22 protein-coding genes are annotated in these 22549 nt (G+C 58.6%); 6 read left to right on the plus strand and 16 right to left on the minus strand.

Annotated features, from left to right (window positions below):
- Positions 1–477 precede the first annotated feature (477 nt).
- Entirely contained in the window at positions 478–897 is a 420-nt protein-coding gene (locus tag Z945_RS19770) for a hypothetical protein (protein WP_052862674.1), read from the plus strand.
- Between the two features lie 30 nt (positions 898–927).
- Entirely contained in the window at positions 928–2151 is a 1224-nt protein-coding gene (locus Z945_RS20135; RefSeq protein WP_025053042.1) for a hypothetical protein, read from the plus strand.
- A 271-nt stretch (positions 2152–2422) separates the two neighbouring features.
- On the opposite strand, the gene Z945_RS0115645 is transcribed toward Z945_RS20135, so the two are convergent.
- The 10 genes from Z945_RS0115645 to Z945_RS0115690 form a co-directional block, all read right to left on the minus strand.
- Complete coding sequence (locus Z945_RS0115645; protein WP_025053043.1) at positions 2423–3757, minus strand: pyridoxal phosphate-dependent decarboxylase family protein; 1335 nt, start codon at positions 3755–3757, stop codon at positions 2423–2425.
- Complete coding sequence (locus Z945_RS0115650; protein WP_025053044.1) at positions 3754–5826, minus strand: oxidoreductase; 2073 nt, start codon at positions 5824–5826, stop codon at positions 3754–3756. Before Z945_RS0115650 ends, Z945_RS0115645 begins: the two co-directional genes overlap by 4 nt.
- A gap of 173 nt (positions 5827–5999) precedes the next feature.
- Entirely contained in the window at positions 6000–6929 is a 930-nt protein-coding gene (locus Z945_RS0115655; protein ID WP_025053045.1) for a LysR substrate-binding domain-containing protein, read from the minus strand.
- Positions 6930–6995: 66 nt separating this feature from the next.
- Positions 6996–7805: a hypothetical protein gene (locus tag Z945_RS0115660; protein WP_025053046.1), complete on the minus strand. Its 810-nt coding sequence runs from the start codon at positions 7803–7805 to the stop codon at positions 6996–6998.
- Between the two features lie 3 nt (positions 7806–7808).
- Positions 7809–9365 carry a hypothetical protein gene (locus tag Z945_RS0115665; RefSeq protein ID WP_025053047.1) on the minus strand — a complete coding sequence of 519 codons (1557 nt, stop codon included), beginning with the start codon at positions 9363–9365 and terminating at the stop codon, positions 7809–7811.
- A gap of 87 nt (positions 9366–9452) precedes the next feature.
- Positions 9453–10127: a DUF1028 domain-containing protein gene (locus Z945_RS0115670; protein ID WP_025053048.1), complete on the minus strand. Its 675-nt coding sequence runs from the start codon at positions 10125–10127 to the stop codon at positions 9453–9455.
- Positions 10124–10540 carry a RidA family protein gene (locus Z945_RS0115675; protein WP_025053049.1) on the minus strand — a complete coding sequence of 139 codons (417 nt, stop codon included), beginning with the start codon at positions 10538–10540 and terminating at the stop codon, positions 10124–10126. Before Z945_RS0115675 ends, Z945_RS0115670 begins: the two co-directional genes overlap by 4 nt.
- Positions 10541–10556: 16 nt before the next feature.
- Positions 10557–11828: a flavin-containing monooxygenase gene (locus Z945_RS0115680; protein ID WP_025053050.1), complete on the minus strand. Its 1272-nt coding sequence runs from the start codon at positions 11826–11828 to the stop codon at positions 10557–10559.
- 293 nt (positions 11829–12121) lie between these two features.
- Positions 12122–12976, minus strand: coding sequence for a DUF481 domain-containing protein (locus Z945_RS0115685; RefSeq protein WP_025053051.1), 855 nt, complete (start codon positions 12974–12976; stop codon positions 12122–12124).
- Positions 12977–13135: 159 nt separating this feature from the next.
- On the minus strand, positions 13136–14041 hold the full coding sequence (locus tag Z945_RS0115690) for a LysR family transcriptional regulator (protein ID WP_025053052.1): 906 nt from the start codon (positions 14039–14041) through the stop codon (positions 13136–13138).
- 385 nt (positions 14042–14426) lie between these two features.
- On the opposite strand from Z945_RS0115690, the gene aroQ reads away from it, so the two are divergent.
- Both aroQ and Z945_RS0115700 read left to right on the plus strand, forming a co-directional pair.
- A complete protein-coding gene (aroQ, locus tag Z945_RS0115695; protein WP_025053053.1) occupies positions 14427–14867 on the plus strand; it encodes a type II 3-dehydroquinate dehydratase in 441 nt (146 codons plus the stop codon).
- On the plus strand, positions 14864–15619 hold the full coding sequence (locus Z945_RS0115700) for a LuxR family transcriptional regulator (RefSeq protein WP_025053054.1): 756 nt from the start codon (positions 14864–14866) through the stop codon (positions 15617–15619). Before aroQ ends, Z945_RS0115700 begins: the two co-directional genes overlap by 4 nt.
- Positions 15620–15991: 372 nt before the next feature.
- Here the strand turns inward: Z945_RS0115700 and tsf are convergent, their stop codons facing one another.
- Complete coding sequence (gene tsf, locus Z945_RS0115705; RefSeq protein ID WP_025053055.1) at positions 15992–16867, minus strand: translation elongation factor Ts; 876 nt, start codon at positions 16865–16867, stop codon at positions 15992–15994.
- Positions 16868–16941: 74 nt separating this feature from the next.
- Positions 16942–17817: a 30S ribosomal protein S2 gene (rpsB, locus tag Z945_RS0115710; RefSeq protein ID WP_025053056.1), complete on the minus strand. Its 876-nt coding sequence runs from the start codon at positions 17815–17817 to the stop codon at positions 16942–16944.
- Positions 17818–18119: 302 nt separating this feature from the next.
- On the opposite strand from rpsB, the gene Z945_RS0115715 reads away from it, so the two are divergent.
- On the plus strand, positions 18120–18686 hold the full coding sequence (locus Z945_RS0115715; RefSeq protein ID WP_025053057.1) for a PA14 domain-containing protein: 567 nt from the start codon (positions 18120–18122) through the stop codon (positions 18684–18686).
- 25 nt (positions 18687–18711) lie between these two features.
- Here the strand turns inward: Z945_RS0115715 and olsA are convergent, their stop codons facing one another.
- From olsA to Z945_RS0115730, 3 genes are all read right to left on the minus strand, one after another.
- On the minus strand, positions 18712–19536 hold the full coding sequence (gene olsA, locus Z945_RS0115720; protein ID WP_025053058.1) for a lyso-ornithine lipid O-acyltransferase: 825 nt from the start codon (positions 19534–19536) through the stop codon (positions 18712–18714).
- Positions 19533–20297 carry an L-ornithine N(alpha)-acyltransferase gene (gene olsB / locus Z945_RS0115725; RefSeq protein ID WP_025053059.1) on the minus strand — a complete coding sequence of 255 codons (765 nt, stop codon included), beginning with the start codon at positions 20295–20297 and terminating at the stop codon, positions 19533–19535. Before olsB ends, olsA begins: the two co-directional genes overlap by 4 nt.
- Positions 20298–20459: 162 nt before the next feature.
- The gene (locus tag Z945_RS0115730) at positions 20460–20642 is read right to left on the minus strand and encodes a DUF3553 domain-containing protein (protein WP_025053060.1); all 183 of its coding nucleotides are present in this window, start codon (positions 20640–20642) and stop codon (positions 20460–20462) included.
- 36 nt (positions 20643–20678) lie between these two features.
- Between Z945_RS0115730 and Z945_RS0115735 the strand changes: the two genes are divergently transcribed.
- Positions 20679–21266: a histidine phosphotransferase family protein gene (locus tag Z945_RS0115735; RefSeq protein WP_037971109.1), complete on the plus strand. Its 588-nt coding sequence runs from the start codon at positions 20679–20681 to the stop codon at positions 21264–21266.
- On the opposite strand, the gene Z945_RS0115740 is transcribed toward Z945_RS0115735, so the two are convergent.
- Positions 21263–22525 carry a glutamate-5-semialdehyde dehydrogenase gene (locus Z945_RS0115740; RefSeq protein ID WP_025053062.1) on the minus strand — a complete coding sequence of 421 codons (1263 nt, stop codon included), beginning with the start codon at positions 22523–22525 and terminating at the stop codon, positions 21263–21265. The two genes, Z945_RS0115735 and Z945_RS0115740, sit on opposite strands and share 4 nt — an antisense overlap.
- Positions 22526–22549 lie beyond the last annotated feature (24 nt).

Below are 22549 nucleotides of genomic sequence, written 5' to 3' on the forward strand. Positions count from 1 at the left end.
GCAGGCCCGCAGTGCTCTCGGCATGCTAGTTATTTCTGGCTTAGCGGCGTCACCGCAAAGGCCCCGCTAAAGGCTCTACTTTCATACGACAGGCCCAGCGCGAGACGCTCAGGAACAGCAGAGAAACAGATAAGGATCTATTGCTATCCGCTGTTCAGATAAGGGCGATTGGAGTGCAAAGCACTGAAACCCGTCTGCTATCCTTTCTTCGCTGCAGACCCGCCGGACCATTATCGTTGGCGCGCCCACAGGCCATTGTTTCCCAAAGGTCAGCTAGTCACAGAGCAGAACTTTGTCTAATTTCAAACGAAATCGCGACAATATTGCGTCATGATTGCCAAAGTCACTTAGCAAGATCAGATGGCTTTCGATTTCAAAGAAGAGAAGTGCGCCTTTCAGATCGGCGATTGAATGTATCTGCCTATGCCGCCGTGTTAGAAAGTGACTTTTGCCCTGCCTATTTCCGTGAACGCTCCGTTGACGACAACCGGAACCGCCTTTGAGACGGTGGACGGGATCCGCGCTGACACCTCTTTCCGCGGTGTGGGCCTTGCAGGTGCCATAATCGTCGCAACCTACGCGGATGGCACAAGCGAGAGACTGACCTGGGCTGCACTGGATCCATATACCAACGGCGGCGCGAGCGGCGCAAACATCTCTATGTTTTTCGCGTTCAGCGAACACGAGCTGACCACAGACAAGCCCCTCCAGTTGCTGGAGATCAACCTGGCCCCTGCGAACTCGGTCTTTGATATCACCACGACGATGGAAGATGACCTGACCGGCATCAACACGCCAACCTCGCAAAACGGGTTCCCCTTCACGCTCTTGACCTGCCCCGAAGGACAGAACGGCAGCATCTCAGTCTCCTATTCCAATATCGTGAATTTGGCTTGAAGTGCGGCGCAGGGCGATCTCTTCACCACCATGATTATTAATTTTTCGGACCTGACCGGCAGCGCGCTGCCGGGGGAGGCGACATGGAACTCTGATATCGACACGCTGGCGACCGAAGGTGACCTGACAGAGGTGCCCGTTTATACAACCAGTTTCGTCGAGGACATCGAGGACCGCTTTTCCTGGACGAGCTATACCGACACATTCGACGCGGATGGCGAATTGGTGATGCGCGAGATGCTGAACGATGATGGCACCACGCTGGACCAGAGCTTCGTTGACGGTGTGATCGCATCCCGGGTGTTCGCTGATGCCATTGACGCCTTTAGCTGGTACACTCAGGCCACACAGTATGACGCCGACGGCGCGCGTGCGCTTCAGACCGACACCTATGGCAATGGTCGTGTGGTCGAGGTGTTTTATACCGACGGGGTCAAAACCCAAACCACCACAACGGACACCGGCGGCGTCTATAACTGGCAGAGCATCGTCGATACCTACGACGGTGGGCGCAACCTTGCATCCAGTGTCATGCTCTATGACGATGGCCGCCAGCTTTCATCGGCTTTTCACAGCAATGGCAAACTGGCCTCGACGGTTTTGGCGGATCTGCAGGATAATTACAGCTGGATCACGCTGGAGAACACCTATGACGAGACCGGCGCACGCACCAGCCAGACCAATGTCTATGACAACGGGCGCGTGCTAGAAACGCAGTATCAGGACGGGGTCAAGATACGGATTGAATCGACCGATACGCTTGATGTCTGCGGGTGGGAAAGCACTCTGAATGTCTTTGACACCGACGGCAACCGCGTCTCACGCGATATCAGTTATGATGACGGTCGCATGTTTGCGACGGAATATGACAACGGCATCCTTTCTTCGCGTCTGATCAGCGATCTGGACGATGCCTATGGATGGACAACCAAGGCGACTACTTATGATGCCGCTGGCGTCCGCGACAGTATCACAGACACCTATGATAATGGTCGCGTGGTTGAAGTGTTGTTCGAGAACAGTACCAAAACACAGCAGAAAACCACCGATACGCAAGATGCCTATCACTATGAGAGCGACATCAAAACATACGACGCCGATGGCAAGCTGGCTGCCCGCGAGCTTGTCTATAATGACGGGCGCGCGCTTGAACTGGTCTATGTTGACGGCACGATTGCTCTTCGCTCGGTCAGCGATCTGGACGACGCCTTTACCTGGGACACCAAGGTAACGACCTACGATGCCGCGTGGTAATCCTGCAATACGACGATGGTATGAGCATCGGCTAGGCCAACTGCGCACCGGCTGCGCATTGGATGAGCGTGTCATAGGTTTCGGGCCTTCGGTCCCGAACCACTCTCATGCCACGCGGGTGGTGCGTATGAGCTTCAGGTCAACGGTCGTGAAGGCTATCCTTGTACGCCCGCCAACCTCGGTCAAAAGAGCGCCGATGCAAAACTGGCGTTATGCAAAGCAATGCCTGCGCCCAAACGCGTGCCGACCTACGCCAAAACGACAGAGGTCGTCATACGAGAGTTCCTAACACGCCAAGCACATGCGCAGGGTCTGTGGCCGGATTGACGATGCAAAGCCGCAGCACCTTTTCGCCGCGCCATGTGGTGGGCAAGCACAACAGCGCACCGCTGCGCCTTTGGGCCTCAGCCCATTCCGCCAGTGCATCATCTGACAGGGTACTGGGGCTGAACAGGATCACCGTTAGCTGCGGCCCGAGGATCAGTTCCAATCCCGGTGTTGCCTCAATCCCGGCGGCAATCTCGGCCGCGATCTGGCGGGTGCGGGCGATGGCCTGCCTATAGGCATCGGTGCCATAGGTGCTGAGCGAATACCAAAGCGGCAGACCGCGTGCACGGCGTGTTAAATGCAGCGCGTAGTCCGACGGGTTCCAAGCCTCCTGATCCAGCGTCTCAAGATAGGCACCCTGTTGCCCATGCGCCTGCGCACCGCGCAAGGGCTCGCGGTAGACCAACGCGCAACTGTCATAGGGCGCAAACAGCCATTTGTGGGGATCGACGATAAAGCTGTCGGCCCGTTCGATCCCGTCAAAGAGCGGCCTCGCCTCAGGATCGGCCAAAGCGGCCAGTCCGTATGCGCCATCGACATGCAGCCAGACATCAAGCTCTTGGGCCAGATCGGCCAGCCCCGCAATATCGTCTACAGCGCCACAGTTTGTAGCTCCGGCATTGGCTACGATGGCAAAGATGCCCGTGGCATCTTGCACCGCAGCGCGTGCGGCATCGGCCTGCATCCGGCCCTGGGCATCCGCTCCCACCTTGATCAGCGCGACGTTCATCACGCTGGCCACCGCCGCGATGGAGCTGTGGGCCTCTTCGCTGCACAGGATATGGGTGGCGGGCCGGTCGAAACGGGTGCAGGCGATGCGGGCGGCGTGCAGGGCTGACAGATTGCCCAATGTACCACCTGATACAAAAACACCTCCGGCGCTGTGGGGCCACCCTGCGAGGCCTGCAAGCCAGCCAAGCGCCTGGTTCTCGGCATGAATGGCGCCTGAACCGCCATCCCAATTGCCCGCGAAAATCTCTGCGGCGCCCAGCACGGCATTAACAGAAAGCGCCGCCGGGCTGGGGGCTGCGGCCACAAAGGCGAGGCTGGTGGGGTGATCAAAGGGCCGGGTCGAGGGGACAATGACATCCGTAAAAAGAGCAAAGGCCTGCGCGGCACCAATGCCTACGCTAGTAATCGAATGGCCCAGCCTGTCATCCAGCGCAGCAAAGCTTTGCGCACCATTTCTGGGGTCAGGTCCTTCAGTGATGCGGGTCCGCGCCCAGTCCAGCATATGCTCCAATGCGGTCGGGTCGGTTGGGAAAGGCGGCGTTGTCATGTCGTTGCCAATGCTGCAATTTCGCGACGGAAGGGCAGGGCGTCCCCGATATCTGCGCCGTCCAGTTCGCGGGCATAACGGTGACCCGCGTAGGTGGCCCATGCGATGGGGCCGGGCGCATTGGCGTCGCCAATCAGTTTGACCGAGGTAATGCCTGCATCGGCCCAGTCTGCCTCGCGTGCCTTCAACGTGGTATAAAGCGTGTCACGGGGCTGGCGCGAGGCGACGATGACGATAGCATCACAGGGCTGCTGCCGCGTCTGCTCGGTATAGGTGCAATTGGTGATGACGCTGCCTGCGTTCACCGACAGCACACCGCGATTAAGCTGGATGTCCACGCCCATTTCCGCCAGACGGCGGTGGATCGTCGCCTGCTCGAGCGTGTTATTCGTCCAGTCCGAAACATAGGCACAGGGGGTCACAAGCGTGACAGTACAGCCCTTTTGCACCAGCAGTTCGGCCAGCACACCGCCCATATAATAGTGGTCATCATCATAAAGCGTGACATGGCCCGTGGGCAGGCGGCCCGCCATGATGTCATCAGGGGTAAAGACCGGCATGGCGGCATCCATAGGCATCGGCACCACATGCTGGCGCGAAACACCATCGGCGCGCCAATCGGCTCCGGTGGCGATGCAGATGTTCTCGAACCCGAAGTCGAGGATTTGGGCGGCATCAAGTTCGGAGCCGGGGTAGGTCTGCACATTAGCCAGTTGCGACAGTTGATAGGTCCGGTAATCAGCGACACGGCCCCAAGCCGATAGCCCCGGCAAAAGCCGTTCCCGCGCCACACGTCCGCCCAGCGTCTCGCCCGCCTCTGCCAGCGCCACGTCATAGCCGCGTTTCGCGCAGGCGAGGGCTGCCTCTAACCCTGCCGGGCCGCTGCCGACGATCAACACGGATGACGACGCGCCTTTGGTATTCATCTGCTCAGGGTGCCAGCCCTTGCGCCATTCCTCCATAAACGTCGGGTTCTGGGTACAGCGGCTGATCGACATGGTCATGTCGCCGGTGATGCAAATGTTGCAGCCGATACATTCGCGGATGTCCTCGATCCGGCCTTCCTCGACTTTCTTGGGCAGGAACGGATCGGCGATTGAGGGCCGCGCACAACCGATGAAATCCAGCGTACCCGAGGTAATCTGTTTGACCATCACGTCAGGCGAGGTAAATCGGCCCACGCCCACCACAGGCTTGGTCGTCAGCGCCTTGATGCCGGTGACCAGATCAAACTGCGCGGCTTCTTCTTTGAACCGCGACGGGCCGGAGCAATCTTCCCACGCGCCATGCGCCAAATCCCACAGGTCAGGCAGATCAGCATGCATCTCGATAAAATCGCGCACCTCGGAGTTGGCAAAGCCCAGATCGCCCATCATCTCGTCCAAGGATAGGCGCAGGGTCAGACCCATCGTGTCGCCAACCTCATTACGGATATCCTCGACCACCTCGCGCACAAACCGCGCGCGGTTTTCCAGACTGCCGCCGTATTCATCGCTGCGCTGATTGGTGGCGGTCGACAGAAAGTGCTGGAAGATGCCGAACCCGTGCGCCCCGTAGAGACAAATTAGGTCAAACCCGGCGATGCGCGACCGTTTGGCCGCGTTCACAAACCAGCGACGCAAATCCTTGATGTCTTGCTTGTCCAGCGCACGGGCCTGCACTGGATCATTGGTGAAGGTGCGGATCGGCATGGCCGTGGGGGCCAGAGGCACCTCTTTGGTATAAAGGTTTGGGCCGTTGATCCCGGAATAGGCCAGCTGGATGCCCGCAAGTGCGCCGTGCTCCTTCATCCGGTCGGCCATCTTAGCAATCATCGGAATGTCCTGATCTTCCCAAAGGCGAAGCTCGATAAATGGCGCGATTTCAGAGCTGTGATGCATCTCGCACTGCTCGGTAAAGATCACCCCCCAGCCGCCCTGCGCCTTGATCCCGCGCATCTCTGCCACCGCAGACGGATCGCGGTAGCCGCCGCCGTTGCAGTGAGGCACCTGATAAAAGCGGTTCTTGGCCGTAACAGGCCCAATCGCCATCGGCTCGAACAGGACATCGTAGCGGCGGTTTCGGCTCATATGACACTCACTTGATGCAGTTGGCCGAAGTTGACCAATTATCCGCCGGACCGGCAAGAAAACTGTGCGCAAGCTGTGCTTAGGCCCATGCTAAGCACGACTTGGGGTGATGCGACGGATGCAGCGACCCTATCGCCGGACGCTCATCGTCATATCGTGCCGTGCTATTGGCCTTAAGGGCCGGTGATACCGGGCAGGGCACCCGCATCGGCCAATTCTTTGACGTGATCATGAAAGGCCGCCACGATGCGCGGGCGATGTTCGGCGCGTTTGGTCGCCAGCCCCAAGACCATCGGGCGGTGATCGCCGTTGAGCGGCAAACAGGACAATGGCTCGCCATCGGGGGCCAGCGTGGTTTTGATGTGGATGTTATTCAGACCAAAGCCAAACCCATTGGCCACCAGACTGCGCGACACCGACATATCGCTCGTGCGCTCCGCGATAACGGGCCGGATGCCAGCGCTTTGGAACATCGACAGAAAGTATTCCCGGCTGAGCGGCATATCCAGCAGGACCATCGGCGCACCGGCCAGATCTTGCAGCGAGAGCGAGGCGCGGCCCGCCAGCGGATGATCGCGGGGCAGCATGACGTAAGGGGGCAGGGAGACCAGCGGCTCGAAAACGATATCTTTCGGTATCTCAAGATCATAGGTGATGGCCACGTCAATCTCGGCCCGTCCCAGCATACGCAGCAGATCGACCTGATGGCCCTCGCGCAGGGTCACATCGGCATCGGGGAAGGCCGCCTCGAACGAGCGGCGCACCGAGGCGCTGACGAGCGGGGCGACGGTGATCAGACTGCCAACCCCAATCGGTCCGCGTGCAAGGTCTGCGATGTCGCTGGCCAGATCATTCAGCGCACCTGCGCTGTGCAAGATGCGCTTGGCCTCGTTAAAGATGCGCTGACCGCCGGGGGTGAGCGTCAGACCCTGTGCATGGTGGCGCACAAAAAGGGGTGTGCCAAACTCGGCTTCCAACTGGCTGATCGCGGCAGAAATAGAGGGCGAGGAGACATTGATGCGCTGTGCCGCAAGCGCAATCGTCCCCGCGTCGCCAACCGCCACGAGGTATTCCAACTGTCGAAAGGTAAAGCGCAAGGGCATGGCATCAGCTAGGCGTCAATGGCAGGCAAGATCAAGGCCAATACGCAACATGCCGTGTCGTGAGCCTTAGGCGGCAAGCTGCATACGCGCCGCAACGGTGACCATGATCCGGCCCGTGAGCGCCGTAATCGAACTCCGCTCGATCACCATTGGCCCCTGCGGGCTGCCAAGTGCTGTGGTGATCCAGGTGTCGCTCTCGGCATGGGTCATCACGCGATAAGCCTGCGCATTACGCGCCACGTTGTCCGCGCAATATAGCAGACTGAGCATGCCTGAGGCGCTGGGCGCGGTCATCGCATTGAGCAACGATGCCGCCTCTGCCTCAGGGGCACCCAGATCAATCAGACGAGCCAGAGCCGTCTCCTGCTGCCCGCTGTCGGCAAGAGTCTGCATCACCCGCAGATTGTTCATATCGGTTTCCAACTTCAACCCGGCTGTGACGGGCAGGGGGGCTGTGCCTAAAAATGCGGCACAGGCCGCAGCGGCGGCGGTCAGGTTGGCGTACCGCGTAAGCTCAAACATGCCATCGGCTTGGCGCGTCAGGCCCACCAAGGCATCATCGGACAGATGGACCGTCAACCGGCGCAGACCCTCGCTGCCTTCCTTGCGTTCGGCCATCATGACCAGGGCCGGATCGACGAGCGCCAGCGTGGCTTCGGTCAGGCTGGGAACAAAGGTGACGGTCTTGTCCGCTTTCTCGACCAGCCGCCCCGCGGCCTTCAGTCGGGCGGTGCCGTCAGCGTACCACGCGGCCATGTCGCCAGTTCCATCCGCACCGGGCTGGAATGGCGCATCGCCCCAACCAACGATTTCGGTGACCTTGGCAAAGGAAAAGAGCAGCGCCAGTTCGGAAGGATGCAGGTGGATCGCGGTCATGGGTCAGCTCCAGATGAAATCGGCAATCGCGTCGAGCGTATCGCAGGCGTCTTGTGTCATGTTTTCAAATTCTGCTGCGGCTTCCTCATATTGCTCTACCGCAGACCTGCCGACACTTTCGGCGGCTTGTTGGGCGGCATCGCAGGCGCCCATCACCTCTGCCTCGGCCTGATCCGCAAGGTCGCGCAAGTCACGCTCGGCTTGCTGAACGCGGGTTTCGACTTCGCGTCGGGCCTGATCGAGACCGGCTTCGGCGTCTTTACGTGCTTGGTCCGCAGTCTTGATCATCTCTTGTTTGGCCTTTTCGACCTCGCCCAGCATGCGTGCAGCTTCTTTCGCGGCATCGTCACGGGCGTCGGTTAGGCCTTCCTCGAGTGCCAACGCGACCTCATCGAGTTTGGCTTGGGTAAACTCGCCTCCGGTTTCCCAGATCCAATAGCCGCCACCGCTCAGTTGACCGGTATAGGGCAGCAGTTCGGCTTGCCAATCTGGGGGCAGGCATTCGATGGCATCCGTTGCCAAGCCCTCGAAAAAGTTATCGCGGTAATTATATCCGGGACCCTGTTCGTGAAACGATTTCAGATAGCCTGCCGCGTCATGCACCGTGCCGTGCAGCGAGATGGGATTTTCAGCATCCCAGTGTGGGGAGTCGATATCTCCAACAAATTGGTTGCCCGCCCCGATCAGCCCGCCCGTTGGACTGAGCAGAGCGGCAAATATCTCGTGAATGTCAAAGGCGTCACCCACCACCTTGCCGAACATCAATTGCGAGCGCGACCCGCGGAAATCGGGATGCTTGTCCTCATCCAACTTTTCCATATCGCCACAGTTGTTCTTGTCGCCAATGGCATCCTGCTGCTTTCGCAGCACCAGAAAGCGGGTGTAATCGGCATCAAATTCGCCCGCAGTGGGCGATCCTTCATGTATCTCCGAAAGCGCCGCCATGACCTCCGCGCGCCGCTCACCGCTCACACCGTTCTCGATCTCTGTCATCAGGTCAGCAAGCTTTTCGGTGCCTTCGCCCGGAAAATGCGTGTCCGCCAGATCGGTCATATAGTCTTCGGTAAACAAAGTATCCAAGTCACATTGCGTCAGGTCCTGGGCGGCGAGTTGTTCGGGGGGCATCGCGTCCAGACGGGCGCTTTCGACCTCGCTTTCAAAACTGTCCAGATATGTCTCCAGCTTATGGCACAGTTCCAAGGCGGCGGCGTAATCCTCGGCCCCGGCGACCTGATCAAGGCCCGCCACAAGCTGCGCGATGGCGCGTTTGTCTTGATCAAGGTCCGGTAGGGTGTTGGCGGCCACATCTTTGATCCGCGTCTCCAAACCACTGCGCAGGACGTCATAGGCGGCCTTGTTGGCCGTCCAGTCCTGCAAAGCTGTGGCAACCGCCTGCATCACCGAGCTGAGCTTGTCGGCAACCCGGTCAATATCGACCCGCTCTTCGGCATCGACCTGACCGTCGTCTGCAAGCGCTTCCTCGCGCAGGGTCTTAAGCTGGTCCTGCAATTGCGGGATAACCGTCTCCGCCGCGCGGATGCGTTCGATGTTCGAGGTCATTAAAACCGCCCCCTAAAGTCTTGCGTCTTATCGCGGCAGAATATTGCCGGGATGCTGACCAAGCCTAGGCCGAGGGGGGCAAAGCTGTCAATCGTCGCCAGGAACGCCGTAGGAAGGGGCCGCACGCGGGTCGAGGGCGCGTTGCACATAGGCGTCAAGCTGTGGTGCGTAAACCTCCCATGCAGTTGCGATCGCCTCGATCGGGCAATTGTCAGTCCAGTCGCAGCGCAGATCGGCCACAGGCCATGCCACGGTATCGCATATTTGCATGCCTGCCGAATGTATCGGCCCTGCCTCGCCCCCCGCATCGCGTCCGGCGCGTATCGCGGCGATCAAACGGTCGCCCAGATGGCCCTTCGCCGCTTCAAACCCCGCGACGATGGCTTGCGGCACAGCTTCATTGGCCAATAGATTGCCGGCCGCAATCACATCGTCGCCTGCGGCATCGGTCCAGATGCCGAGCGATTTCGGGCCAGAGTGGATGGCGGTCCGGCCCTGCGCGTCGATGGCTAGAAGTTGACGGTAGTCGGTGAAAGACGCGGCATCACAGACGGCGGCAACCGCATCAGCGGCGGACTTGCCTGCCTGCATCTGGTCCAGCGCAGCGGGACCAAGGCGGGGGTCTGTGACGTTCTGGCTGGCGACAGCGCCCACACCGGCGCGCGTAAAGGCACAGCGGGCAGCAACGGCGGGCGACGACGATGAAATCGCAATACCGAACATGCCAGTGTCAGCGCAGCGGGCAACAAGCGAAAAGGTCATGCCGGGATGACCGCCGTGCCGTCAATCTCCACCAGCCAGTTGGGCCGGGCGAGGGCGCTGACCACCAGACCCGTTGAGACCGGATGCACCCCTTTTATATATTCGCCCATTGTACGGTAGACCGCTTCGCGGTTTCGCACATCGGTGATGTAGACGACCACCTTGACCAGATGGGACATATCGCCTCCCGCTTCCTCGATCAGCTGACGAATGTTCTGCATCACCTTATGGGTCTGCTCCACCGGATCATGGCTGCCGATGTCTCTGAAATCATCCAGGTTTTGCGGGCACTGGCCGCGCAGATAGACGGTTTTGCCACCTTCGGTCACCACGGCCTGACACAGATCGTTATCAAGGTTCTGTTCGGGATAGGTATCAGCAGTATTAAAGGGGCGGATGCGTTGATGGGTCATGGGTGTGATCTTCCGTCTATTCTGCCGCGCGCTGCTGCGCGGTCTCGTGATAGTCGCGGTAGGCGCGTTGAATGGCAATCTGGTCTGCGAGGTATTTCGCGTCATGCCAGACGCCCCAGATAAAGGCCGAACCGCGTCGCGATTGCCAAGGCAGTCCCAGAAAATAGAGCCCCGGTTCAGTGGTCACCCCGCGCTGGTGGCGCGGGCGACCCGTCTGGTCCAGCACATCCAGATCAAGCCATCCGTAGTCGGGCGCAAAGCCTGTGGCCCATATGATCGTGCTGACGCCTGCTTGGACCAGATCGAGGGTGCGCAGCGGATCTGTTACACAATCCGGCATAGGGGCGAATTCCCGCGCCGCAGGCTCGGCTGGCAGATCAAGACCATGCTGTGTGATGTAAGCATCAGCCTCATCCAGCACCGAGAGGTAATTTTCATCGCCACGGCGGATGTTGAGGGCAAGGTCGTCGGCAAAATACAAAGCGCCATCCGCAAAGCTGTCGGTCCTGCCGACAAGCGTCATACCGCGGTGGGCGAAGTCCCTGAAATCGATGGTTTTGCCACCCTGCGCGCCGCTGACCGAGATGGTCACATGCTCTGTGCCGGGGGTCGGTGCTGCGGCATCCCATTTGCCCAAAACGCCCAGCCACCAGACAAAATCGCGCCCCCGGTAGCGGCGCGGCGGGCGGTCGTGTGGCCCGACAGAAAGATAAACCGTGCGGCCCGACTGCAGCAATTCATCCGCGATTTGCGCGCCGGATGACCCTGCACCCACGACCAGCACCGCGCCTTCAGCCAATTGATCGGGGTTGCGGTACGCAGTGGAGTGCATCTGCGTCACGGAAGCTGTTTCCGGGACGAGTGGCGGGATCAGTGGTCGCTGGAACGGGCCAGTCGCCACTACCACATTTTGCGCATGAATGGACCCGTCAGATGTCTGGACGTCAAACCCGGCTTGGCCCGGCCTCCGCGCCAGATGGGTCACATTGACACCACAGCGGATGGGGCAGTCAATCATCTTGGCATAGGTCTCGAAATAATCGGTGACTTCATATTTGGAAGGAAAACCATCCGGTCCGGTTTGCGAGAATTCAAGGCTTGGGAAACGGTCGTGCCAGGCCGGGCCATTGGCAACAAGATTGCCCCAACGTTCACTGCGCCAGCGCTCCGCAATGCGGGCGCGTTCCAGCACGATGTGTTCGGTGCCTTGCTTGCCAAGATGTTCGCTCATCGCGAGGCCGGCCTGACCGCCGCCGATCACCAATGTGTCGATGCTTTCGGATGTCATGTGATGGATCCCCGTTGCCGTGAAACGAGCCCGCATGCTGTGGGCCATGTTGACGGCAGATTTGCCAGATTGTGCTGACCAATCAAGCACCGGATGGCGCAGCCTTGCTTTGGTCTAGCCTAATCAGGGGGAAACGGGAGCAGGGGGCGCGGCCTCATCTGTGCCAGTGCGCCCTGCAGTGCATAAGAAAGGCTATGCAGAAACGCAAAAGAAGGATGGGTTGCCCCATCCTTCTGTCCGTGCAGCCCTTGGCGGTACGAGGTAAGAAACCGCCGCAGACGAAACGGGTATACTTAGAAGCCCATCACAAGCGAAAGGCCAATGCTGTTGTCGGTCGATTTCAGGCCCGCTGCCGGGTCTGTATTGTACTCTGTGCGGTGGCTGATCCGTGTGGACAGATTGTCCGACACTTTGAAGTTCACGCCAGCATCGTTGGTGACGATTGTGTTGATGTCAGAACCAAGGATGTCTGTGTCTACAGTCAACGCCACTGTGTCAGTGAAGGCATAGAAGTAACGCGAAGAAGCGATGAAGCCGACTTCGGTTTCGTCCTGGCCGGTCACGTCCTCAAAATAACGCACGCCTGGGCCACCCTGGATACGCCATGTGTGGTCTGGCTTGTTCAGCACGCGGTAGCCGGGGCCGAAACCAAGGAAACCGTCAAGTGTTTCGCCTTCGAATTCGTTGCCGTTCGCATCAACCTGAAAGCCATTGTATTCAACGCGGGCGATGCCGAATGCATAGAGCTGCTCTGTGAAATAGCGGCTGCCTTCGTATGTGGCGAAGAATGTCTCTTCGCTTTTCACGCCATTGGCTTCGCCGTACTCGGCTGCAAAGCCGATCAGGTGGTTCCATTCGCCAACGCCATAGGTCAGACGACCAGCAGCAGACAATTCACCATTGTCGGTGTTGCCGGACGTGCCGGAAGCGGACAGCGCGAAAGAACCACGCCAGCCTTGGACAACGCCGTTCGGGCCAAAGCGCTCAGCGTCGTCGCCGTCTGTCAGGTCGTCGTTAACGTCTTCGGTGATATCATCGATACGGTCGTTCAGACCTTCGATGCCTGTGATCGCAGTTTGCGCAATGGCAGGTACCGCAACAATCAGTGCCAGTGCAGAAACTGTGGCAAGTTTAAGAAGTGAGTTCATGGGTCATTCCTTTCCCAACAAGGAGACCCGTCATCCGGCGTAGTCGCCATAGATCGGGAGCATTTCTGCTGAAACGACATCTAGTGATACAGCTTGAATGAGTGAAATTCCGATTATTAATGGATAAGACGAGAATTTCGAATTTGAAATGCAGCAGTGTTACCCAGTCTCGTAAAGCTCCATGCGCTCAAGATGAGACACCGCAGAAAGTTGTTCAGTCACAATACCTTGGGCGACATCCCGCAAGGCCGCGCGAGCCACCGACAGAAGGTTTTCGTCAAGGTCATCGCGCCAAACCACCCAGGACGGATATGGAAAGCGTGGCGCATCGGCCACGATATGCAGAAGACCAGCGTCAAGCCGCCGCTTTACAGCGCGGGCGGGCAGGTATCCGCAGCCCTTACGATGCATGATATAGTCAGCTGCCAAGGCACCGAGGCTCATGGTAAGGCCGGAATTCGTGAGATGGGGCAGGGCGATTCCATGCGCGTGGGTAAACTCCGGCCCCCAGTCGATGAAAACATATCCCTCGGGCGTTTCCGCGCTGGCACCGGGATAGGACGCCACAAGGATCAGTTCGTCATCCAGTGCCTTTTCCACAATCAATCCGGGCCGCAGTTGCGGTGTATAGACCAAACCAACCTGCACGACGCCTTCGACCAGATACCGCGTAATACGATCGGTCATCCCGACCTCGGCACGAATGCTGAGATCCGGCAGCGCCGTGCGCAAAGCGTCGATCCAACGAAACCCCAACCGCGGCCACAGCGAATGCTGCGCACCGATGGTCAGCGCTTTGGTGTATCCGTCGGGGATGCCGATCTGTTGACGGGCTTCTTCCCATAGCTTCAGCAAGCTCAAAGCGTAGCGTTCAAATTGCTCGCCCGCAGGCGTCAGGATCGCGCCAGCCTTTGATCTGATGAACAGCGCCTGACCCAAGGCGTCCTCCAGCCGTTGAATGCGCAGGCTGACAGCCGACTGGGTCACAAAGAGCCGGTCACAGGCGGCCACGAAGGATCCGGTGTTGGCGACTTCGACGAAAGTTTTGATCAAGGTGATATCCATAACCCATCTATGAGTAACGCGCATGGATAACGCAATTTCTATTCGATTGGCCGATGTGCAAGGACGCGGTATGACGGACCTTAGCGAAGTCAGGCGGCGGTGAATGATATTCATCAGGTGGTCAGGGATGTCGGTCCCAACGCCACATCCGGACCCGGCCAGACTTCGCACTCTGGTAATTTCAGGGGTCTTCCTGTGCAGATGGGCGAAAACATCATATCACAGGCGTCAGGATCAAATTATTAGTTACATAATACAGATTATACGAATTAGACTAGACGTATTTTCGCAGCCCTGCCGTGAAATATCGCAGCAGTCTGCGCCTATGCTGGACAGCTTGCACGCCGCTGATTTAACCTTGGGCACCTGACTGGATACGCACCCTATGACCTCTGTCTTGATTCTCAATGGCCCGAACCTCAACCTACTGGGCACCCGCCAGCCTGAGGTGTACGGATCGACAACTCTGGCGGACGTCGAACAGATGTGTCGTGCCGCCGCCAAGGTGCATGGAATGGATATCGAGTTCGCGCAGAGCAACCATGAAGGAACGCTTGTAGATCAGATACATGCGGCGAAAACTTCACATGGTGGCATCATCCTGAACGCCGGTGCCTACACCCATACCTCCATTGCGCTGATGGATGCGATTGCCAGCGTCGAGTTGCCTGTGATCGAGGTGCATTTGAGCAATATCCACGCCCGGGAAACCTTTCGGCACAAGTCTTTCATCGCGCCGGTCGCTTTGGGGCAAATCTGCGGGTTTGGTGCTAAAGGCTATGTTCTGGCGTTGGATGCGCTTGCAGAACATCTCGCGATTACATGAGCTTACGCGCCTACCTTGATTTCCTCACCCGCTGTCCAACGATAGAGGAACTATGGGATGCGCATACCGACCGCATGGCCGAATATGGCTTTGACCGTCTGATCTATGGCTTTACGCGCTATCGCACCTCTACATCTCTGGGCGATCCCGAAGACTTTGTGATCCTGACCAACCACAGCCGCGCGTTCACGGATGAATTTCTGGATGGTGGGCTCTATTTCCATGCACCCATGGTCCGCTGGGCACTGGCGAACGACGGTGCATGCAGCTGGACAGCCCTGCACCAGATGATCCAGCAGCGCACGCTGACACCCGCCGAAGAACGGGTGCTGGAATTCAACAAGCGCCTCAAGGTAAACGCAGGCTATACCGTAAGCTTCAAATCCATCTCGGCGCGGTCCAAAGGTGCTATTGCCCTTACAGCCAGAGAGGGTCTGACCCAGCAGGATATCGACGCCATCTGGGACGAACATGGCAATGATATCAAGCTGATGAACGACATAGCTCATCTCAAGATCCTGACCTTGCCCTATAGCGCGCCGAACCGTGGTCTGACCAGACGCCAGCGCGAGGCGCTTGAATGGGTTGGCGATGGCAAAACCATGCAAGATATCGCTGTGCTGATGGGACTGACTCCTGCCACGGTGGAAAAACATCTGCGACTTGCGCGAGAAACCCTCGCGGTCGAGACAACCGCACAGGCCGTGCTGAAAGCTGCCTTCACCAACCAGATGTTCGTACTGGACGCCTGATACGCGTCAGATTTGACGCCATGTCAAATTTCTTCCCCTTGTTTTTACACAAAGGTAAGGAATCCCCTACTCGCTTTCCCGCAATCGTTGACGCAAGGTTATCCTGTTCTCGATCACTGGATAATCTAGGGGAACAACGGCCCGTAACTCCTTGCGATTTCAAGGCTCTTTGCGGGTTCCGGAATTGCCGGGGCGCTTTCATCCGCCTCTGCTGCCGGGTCTAATATGCTGCGATAGCACATGTCGAAGCAGGAGCGGACCGCGTGGCAGCGCGGTCCGCTTTCTTTTTATCCACAGGACGTAGAAAGAGCGGCACGATCATTCGCGCCGCCCTTATTATTCGTCAGTCAACCGGGGCAAACCCGGTACGATTTAGCCTTGCGCAGCTTTGGCAACCTCAGCGGCGAAATCTTCTTTCACCACTTCGATGCCTTCGCCCACTTCCAGACGCACGAAACCGGTGATGGTTGCACCCGCTTCTTTCGCTGCATCGCCAACCGTCAGGTCGGGGTTTACAACGAACTGCTGGTTGACCAGCGTGATCTCGGCCATGAATTTCTTCATGCGGCCAACGATCATCTTCTCGATGACCTGCTCCGGCTTGCCGCTCTCGCGTGCAATGTCCATCTGGACCTGCTTTTCCTTCTCGACCACGGCCTGGTCGAGGTCATCTTCGGACAGAGACGCCGGGTTGGTCGCAGCGATGTGCATCGCAACCTGCTTGCCGAACGCCTCATCGCCGCCGGTCATTGCGACCAGAACGCCGATGTTGCCCATGCCGGGTGCGGCTGCGTTGTGAACGTAAGACACAACTGTGTCGCCATCAATCGCTGCCATGCGGCGCACGGACATGTTCTCGCCGATCACGGCAACTGCGTCTGTCACAGTCTGCTCAACGGTCTTGCCGCCCATGTCAGCCGCTTTCAGCGCGTCGATGTCGCCTGCTGTCAGAGCAACATCCGCGATACCCGCAACCATCTTCTGGAAGTCGGCGTTCTTGCCGACGAAGTCGGTCTCGGAGTTCACTTCAACCGCAACGCCGTGTCCGCCGTCGACTTTGACTGCAACCAGACCTTCGGCAGCCGTGCGGCCGGATTTCTTGGCCGCTTTCGCGAGGCCTTTGGTGCGCAGCCAATCAACCGCTGCTTCCATGTCGCCGTCGTTTTCTGTCAACGCCTTCTTGGCGTCCATCATGCCTGCGCCGGTGCTGTCGCGCAGTTCTTTCACCATAGATGCTGTAATCGCCATCTCTTGGTTCTCCTATAAATCAGATCGGTTGGAGGCAGGTATCCCCTGCCCCCGTTTCAAGTCCGTGACGCGGATCAGCTTTTGGCTTTTTCCAGCGTCTCTTTCTTGGATTCGATGTCGTAGACAGCGTCTTTGGCCATCGCGTCGTTCGACACGGTTTCCTCGGAAGCGTTGCCAACTTCGACACCAGTGGACGGCTCGGAGAGCGCCTCTTCGGTCGGTGCCTGCTCCATTTCGCCCAGATCGACGCCAGCGGCGCCCAGCTGTGCGGACATGCCGTCAAGAGCGGCGCGGGCTGCCAGATCGCAATACAGTGCGATTGCGCGGGCCGCGTCGTCGTTGCCGGGGATGATATAGTCGATGCCATCAGGCGAGCAGTTGGTGTCGACCACGGCCACAACCGGGATGCCCAGCTTGTTGGCTTCGGCAATTGCCAGCGCTTCTTTTTTCACGTCGATGACAAAGATCAGGTCAGGACGGCCGCCCATTTCGCGGATACCGCCCAAGGATGCCTGAAGCTTGCCCTGGTCACGTTCCATGCCCAGACGCTCTTTCTTGGTCAGACCCTCAAAGCCACGCTCGAACTGTTCGTCGATGGACTTCAGACGCTGGATGGACTTCGAAACGGTCTGCCAGTTGGTCAGCGTGCCACCGAGCCAGCGGTGGTTCATATAATACTGTGCGCATTTTTCAGCAGCATCGGCGATTGGCTGTGAAGCCTGACGCTTGGTGCCAACAAAAAGGATGCTGCCGCCCTTGGCGACGGTGTCACGGATGACTTTCAGCGCATCGTCCAGCATTGGGACGGTCTGTGTCAGGTCCATGATGTGGATGCCGTTGCGACCGCCGTAGATGTACGGACCCATGCGTGGGTTCCAGCGCTGTGTCTGGTGGCCGAAGTGTACGCCTGCTTCAAGCAATTGGCGCATGGAGAACTCAGGAAGAGCCATGTTGGTTTACCTTTCCGGTTTAGCCTCATCGGGGGTATGATCGTTTTTAAGGCGACCAACCGGCGGACGGTTTGGGATTTCTCCCCAAACGGCCCAACCCCGACTGCGGGTTTAAGTGAGCGCCTTCTAAGGCAGCGCCCTGCGCAATGCAAGCACCAAAACAGGCGTCCCAATGCGTGCGCGCGCATAGCCCGACGGTGAGACAGTGCACATCACTGCTTTTTGATAGACAGTCCCTGCAAAGCTGACGCAAACTATGATTAACATCACCTGTAATAGAAATATCCTCTATAGGAGAATTTATGTTCTTTCGCGCTCTTACAGCCGCTTTTCTGCTTGCATCTCCGGCTTTCGCCGCCCCGCTGGCCCTCACCCCTGCTGACCCGCAGCCCAAGCCCAGCGAACTCGCCTCCGGCCTTGCCGTCGCCTATGCCTATCCGGGTGAGGTGCGCACGATCCAGGCGGCGAACTCTGCGCTCGGCAAGGCACGCAAAGGGCGTCCACTGCGGGGGCTGTCTTATCAGGACAACAATGAAGGCGATAAAACGCTGACCGCAAAAACCGGGACCAAGGTCGCGGCTAAAATCACCGGCTATATCCGCTTTGATGCCCCCGGCACCTACAAGGTGAACGTCATCAGCAACGACGGCATTCAAGCCAGTATCGGCGGCAAGGAAATCGCCTTCAACGATGGCATCCACGGCTGCGAACCCGCGGGCGTGACTGAAGTCAGCGTGCCTGTGGCCGGGTGGTATGCGCTGGATGCGACGTATTTTCAGCGCAAGGGCACTGCCTGTCTGGAAATGGACTGGAACGTGGGTGGGAAAACCGGTGCGGTACCGGATACGGCCTTCGCTTACAAAAAGTAATCAGCGATCTGGCTCAGGCGCTCCGTTAAAGGGTCGCCTGATGCCCTGCCCTTACAGCACGTTCGCAGGCCTTCGTCAAATCTTTGCGGTTGCTGAAATCCCTGACATTCAACGGTGTATGATAGGTCACATCAACGCGGCCCTGCGGTGACTGGGCCAACGTGACCAGCAGATGCGCCCCAAAAGATGCATCGCCCCACCAGCCATAGATCCTTGGGTCCGTTCCATGCGGTTCGCGGTAGTTTACGGTCACCGGCTGTACGGCAATTTCCTCCTTCAAGTCATCTGCAAAGAACGACTGGAAAAGCGTTGATTTGAATGGAAGAACTTGCATGCCATCGGTGCTGGTTCCTTCCGGAAAGAACAGCAGCCGGTGGCCCGCCAGCAGCCGTTCGCCCATGCGCTCTGTCTGCTCGCGTGCGCGCGCCGGATTGCGCTCAATGAACATCGTGCCGGTAGCGCGGGCCAGCCAGCCGATGCCGGGCCAACCCGCCACCTCGGATTTCGAAACGAAATAAACCCGCTTGGCTGCGTTGAGTACAAAAATATCCAACCAAGACGTATGGTTGGCCAGCACAGCACCATGTCCCGTCATGGGCGTGCCGTTGATCTGGTGGCGCAGGCCGATGATGCGCAAAGCCCAGCGGCAGACAAAAGTCGTGATCCCCGGTGTCAGGGGGCGATGCAATCCGTAAACGGGCCGTTCCACAAGTCGCACCAGCAGCAGCAGCGCAAGCCCGCCAAACACCAAAAGCGCAAGCGTCCCCCCCTTGAGGACAACCCGCGCCCATCCCGCCGGGCTGATCCCGGTGACTGGCCCAGGCTCGACGCTGTCCCAACGCTGGCTCATGCGCCCTGCCCCTTATACATCCGTGCCTGCCGGTCGGACAAACGCGCCGTGTCCAAAATCAGGCAGACATCCACCGTGTTGAATGCATGATCTACGAAAGCCCCCTCTCCGACATATCCGCCCGAGCGCAGGTAGGCTTTCATCAGGCTGGGCATTTGCGTCATCGCCGTTCTGGCATCCAGATCAGCTTTGGCAACCAGATCCATGTTCTGAAAAGCTTTTTCATGAGCCCGTACCCGCAGGTCCGGTGGGGCCAGGTGGCGCTGGTGCAGCAGACTGAGCGACGGCGCAATAGGTGCAATCTCGGTCCCTTGAAAGCTCGCAGCACCAAAAAGCACATCAATCCGGTGATCCGCCACATAGCGCGCCAGCGCCGACCACAGATGAAACATCGCCATTCCACCCCGGTGATCCGCACGCACACAGGACCGGCCAAGCTCCATCACCCGCCGTCCGGAGGCAAGCAGAGGTGACAGGTCAAACTCCGCTTCACAGTAATATCCACCGGCCTTCAGAGCATTCTCCGGATGCATTAGCCGGTAGACGCCGATGACTGCACCGCTATCCTTTTCACGCAGCAGCAGATGATCGTAGAAAGGATCAAAGCGGTCCTGCTCAAGGCGTGTATCATGGTCAACCAAGGGACCGGAGCCGCCCAATTCGGTGATAAAAACATCGTACCGTAGCCTTTGCGCGGCCCGCAAATCCTCAGTGCTGGTGGCCAGCGTCACATCGAACTGATCCGAGGGGATGCGCGTCATGGAGATGGTTGTCCGTTTGGTCGTTCGGGGCGTTCTCCCCAGCATGTCGGTTGGCGCAATCCCGCGACTGGGTTCAACCGCAGAGGAACGCCTCTTAAAATTGCATATGGTAACGACATTCTACTTATGCGATGTCTATCATTAACTATTTGGCAACCAAATTCACTCATCAAAGACCGGCATTAACCCAACGCGGAAACTGTCTATGACAACCTTGCCTTCATCGCGGAAATTGACTGTCACTTTCCCGGCGATGTTGCTTTGTACCTGGCCCGTGCCCCAATCGGGGCGTTCGGGATGGCGCACCAGCATGCCGGGGGTCATCATCGCATTCAAGTCGTCCATGTCTCGTCCTTTCCGGCCCCGTGCGGTGTGCCCCGCATGAGCGGCGCTTTGGCCGCGCTGATTGGCAGCCGCATCTGTCATGACCTGATATCGCCCATCGGTGCAATCAACAATGGCCTTGAACTGCTGACCATGTCGGGCGATGCGGCGGGGCCTGAAATTGGGTTGATCGGCGAAAGTGTCGGGAATGCCAGCGCGCGCATCCGGTTCTTCCGGATCGCCTTTGGCGCTGCCGGCGACCAGATGGTGGGCGCGGGCGAGGTACAGTCGATCCTGCGCGATTTATACGAGGGCAGCCGCCTTACGGTGCTTTGGGATATTGACGACCCGGTCCAAAGGGACGAAGTCCGCATGGCGCTGCTGTCGGTGCTGTGTTTCGAAAGCGCGATGCCCTATGGTGGCCGGATCACAGTGACACGCGAGAACCAGAACTGGCTTCTGTCAGGTCACGCCGACAGGATCAACGTGGTTGCACCCCTGTGGGAGCTTCTGTCAGGCGGCAGTAGCGAGGCAGAGGTGAAACCGTCCCATGTGCAGTTTGCCCTGCTGCCCCTCGTCGCGAAAGACGCCGACAGACGGATCACATGCCGTTCGGACGAGACAACAATCAGCCTTGCGTTCTAGCTGCGCACCGCGCCGTCACCCGAGACCAGATATTTGAAACTGGTCAATTGTGCCGCCCCAACGGGACCGCGGGCGTGCATTTTACCGGTGGCAATGCCAATCTCTGCGCCCATGCCGAATTCGGCACCATCGGCAAACTGGGTGGAGGCGTTGTGCATCAGGATCGCAGAATCCAGCTGGTTCATAAAGGTTTCAACAGTCTGCGCATCCTGCGAAATAATGCAGTCAGTGTGGTTCGATCCATAGCGCCGGATATGATTGATTGCGTCCTCGACACCGCTGACGGTGCGGGCCGCAATGATCATATCAAGGTATTCGCAGCCCCAATCCGCATCCGTGGCCGGCACTACACCGGTCACTTTTTGCAGCGTTGCATCGCCGCGCACCTCGACGCCTGCATCGATCAGCGCGCGCAACACGCCCTGCCCGATGGTTACCGCGATCTCTTCATGGATCAGCAGACACTCCGCGGCGCCGCAAATCCCGGTGCGTCGCGTCTTGGCGTTCAACACGATTTTAAGCGCCATTTCAGGGTCGGCATCCTTGTCGATATAGATGTGCACAATGCCTTCAAGATGGGCAAAAACCGGCACGCGCGCTTCGCGCTGGACCAACCCGACCAAGCCCTTGCCACCGCGCGGCACGATCACGTCAATGGTATCGGTCATCGTCAGCATTTCGCTGACAGCAGCGCGGTCGCGGGTCGGCACTAATTGCACCGCATCTTCAGCCAGGTTCGCATCGCGCAGACCTTGCTGCAAACAGGCATGGATCGCGCGAGAAGAATGGAAGCTCTCGGATCCGCCCCGTAGAATCACGGCGTTTCCCGCTTTCAAACACAGCGCACCGGCATCCGCCGTCACATTCGGGCGGCTTTCGTAGATCACGCCGATCACACCCAAAGGCGTACGCACCCGTTTGATATGCAGGCCCGAGGGCTGGTCCCATTCAGCGAGCGTTTCACCCACGGGATCGGGCTGTTCGGCAACGCTGCGCAAGCCATCCACCATGCCCCGGATCCGGTCCTCATCTAGCATCAGCCGGTCCATCATCGCAGGCGTCAGCCCCTTGTCGCGACCAAACGCCATGTCTTTGGCATTTGCGGCCAGAATATCATCGCGGGCAATCCAGACCGCTTCGGCAGCACCGATCAAAGCGGCGTGCTTGCGTTCAGCATTCGCGCTGGCGAGCTCGGCGGATGCAGCTTTAGCGCGGGCACCGATATCGGCCATCATCTGTGAAATTGTCTGGTCTGTCATCTTCGTGGTCCTCTGTCCTGAGGT

This window comes from Sulfitobacter noctilucae, assembly GCF_000622365.1.
GTDB lineage: Bacteria > Pseudomonadota > Alphaproteobacteria > Rhodobacterales > Rhodobacteraceae > Sulfitobacter > Sulfitobacter noctilucae.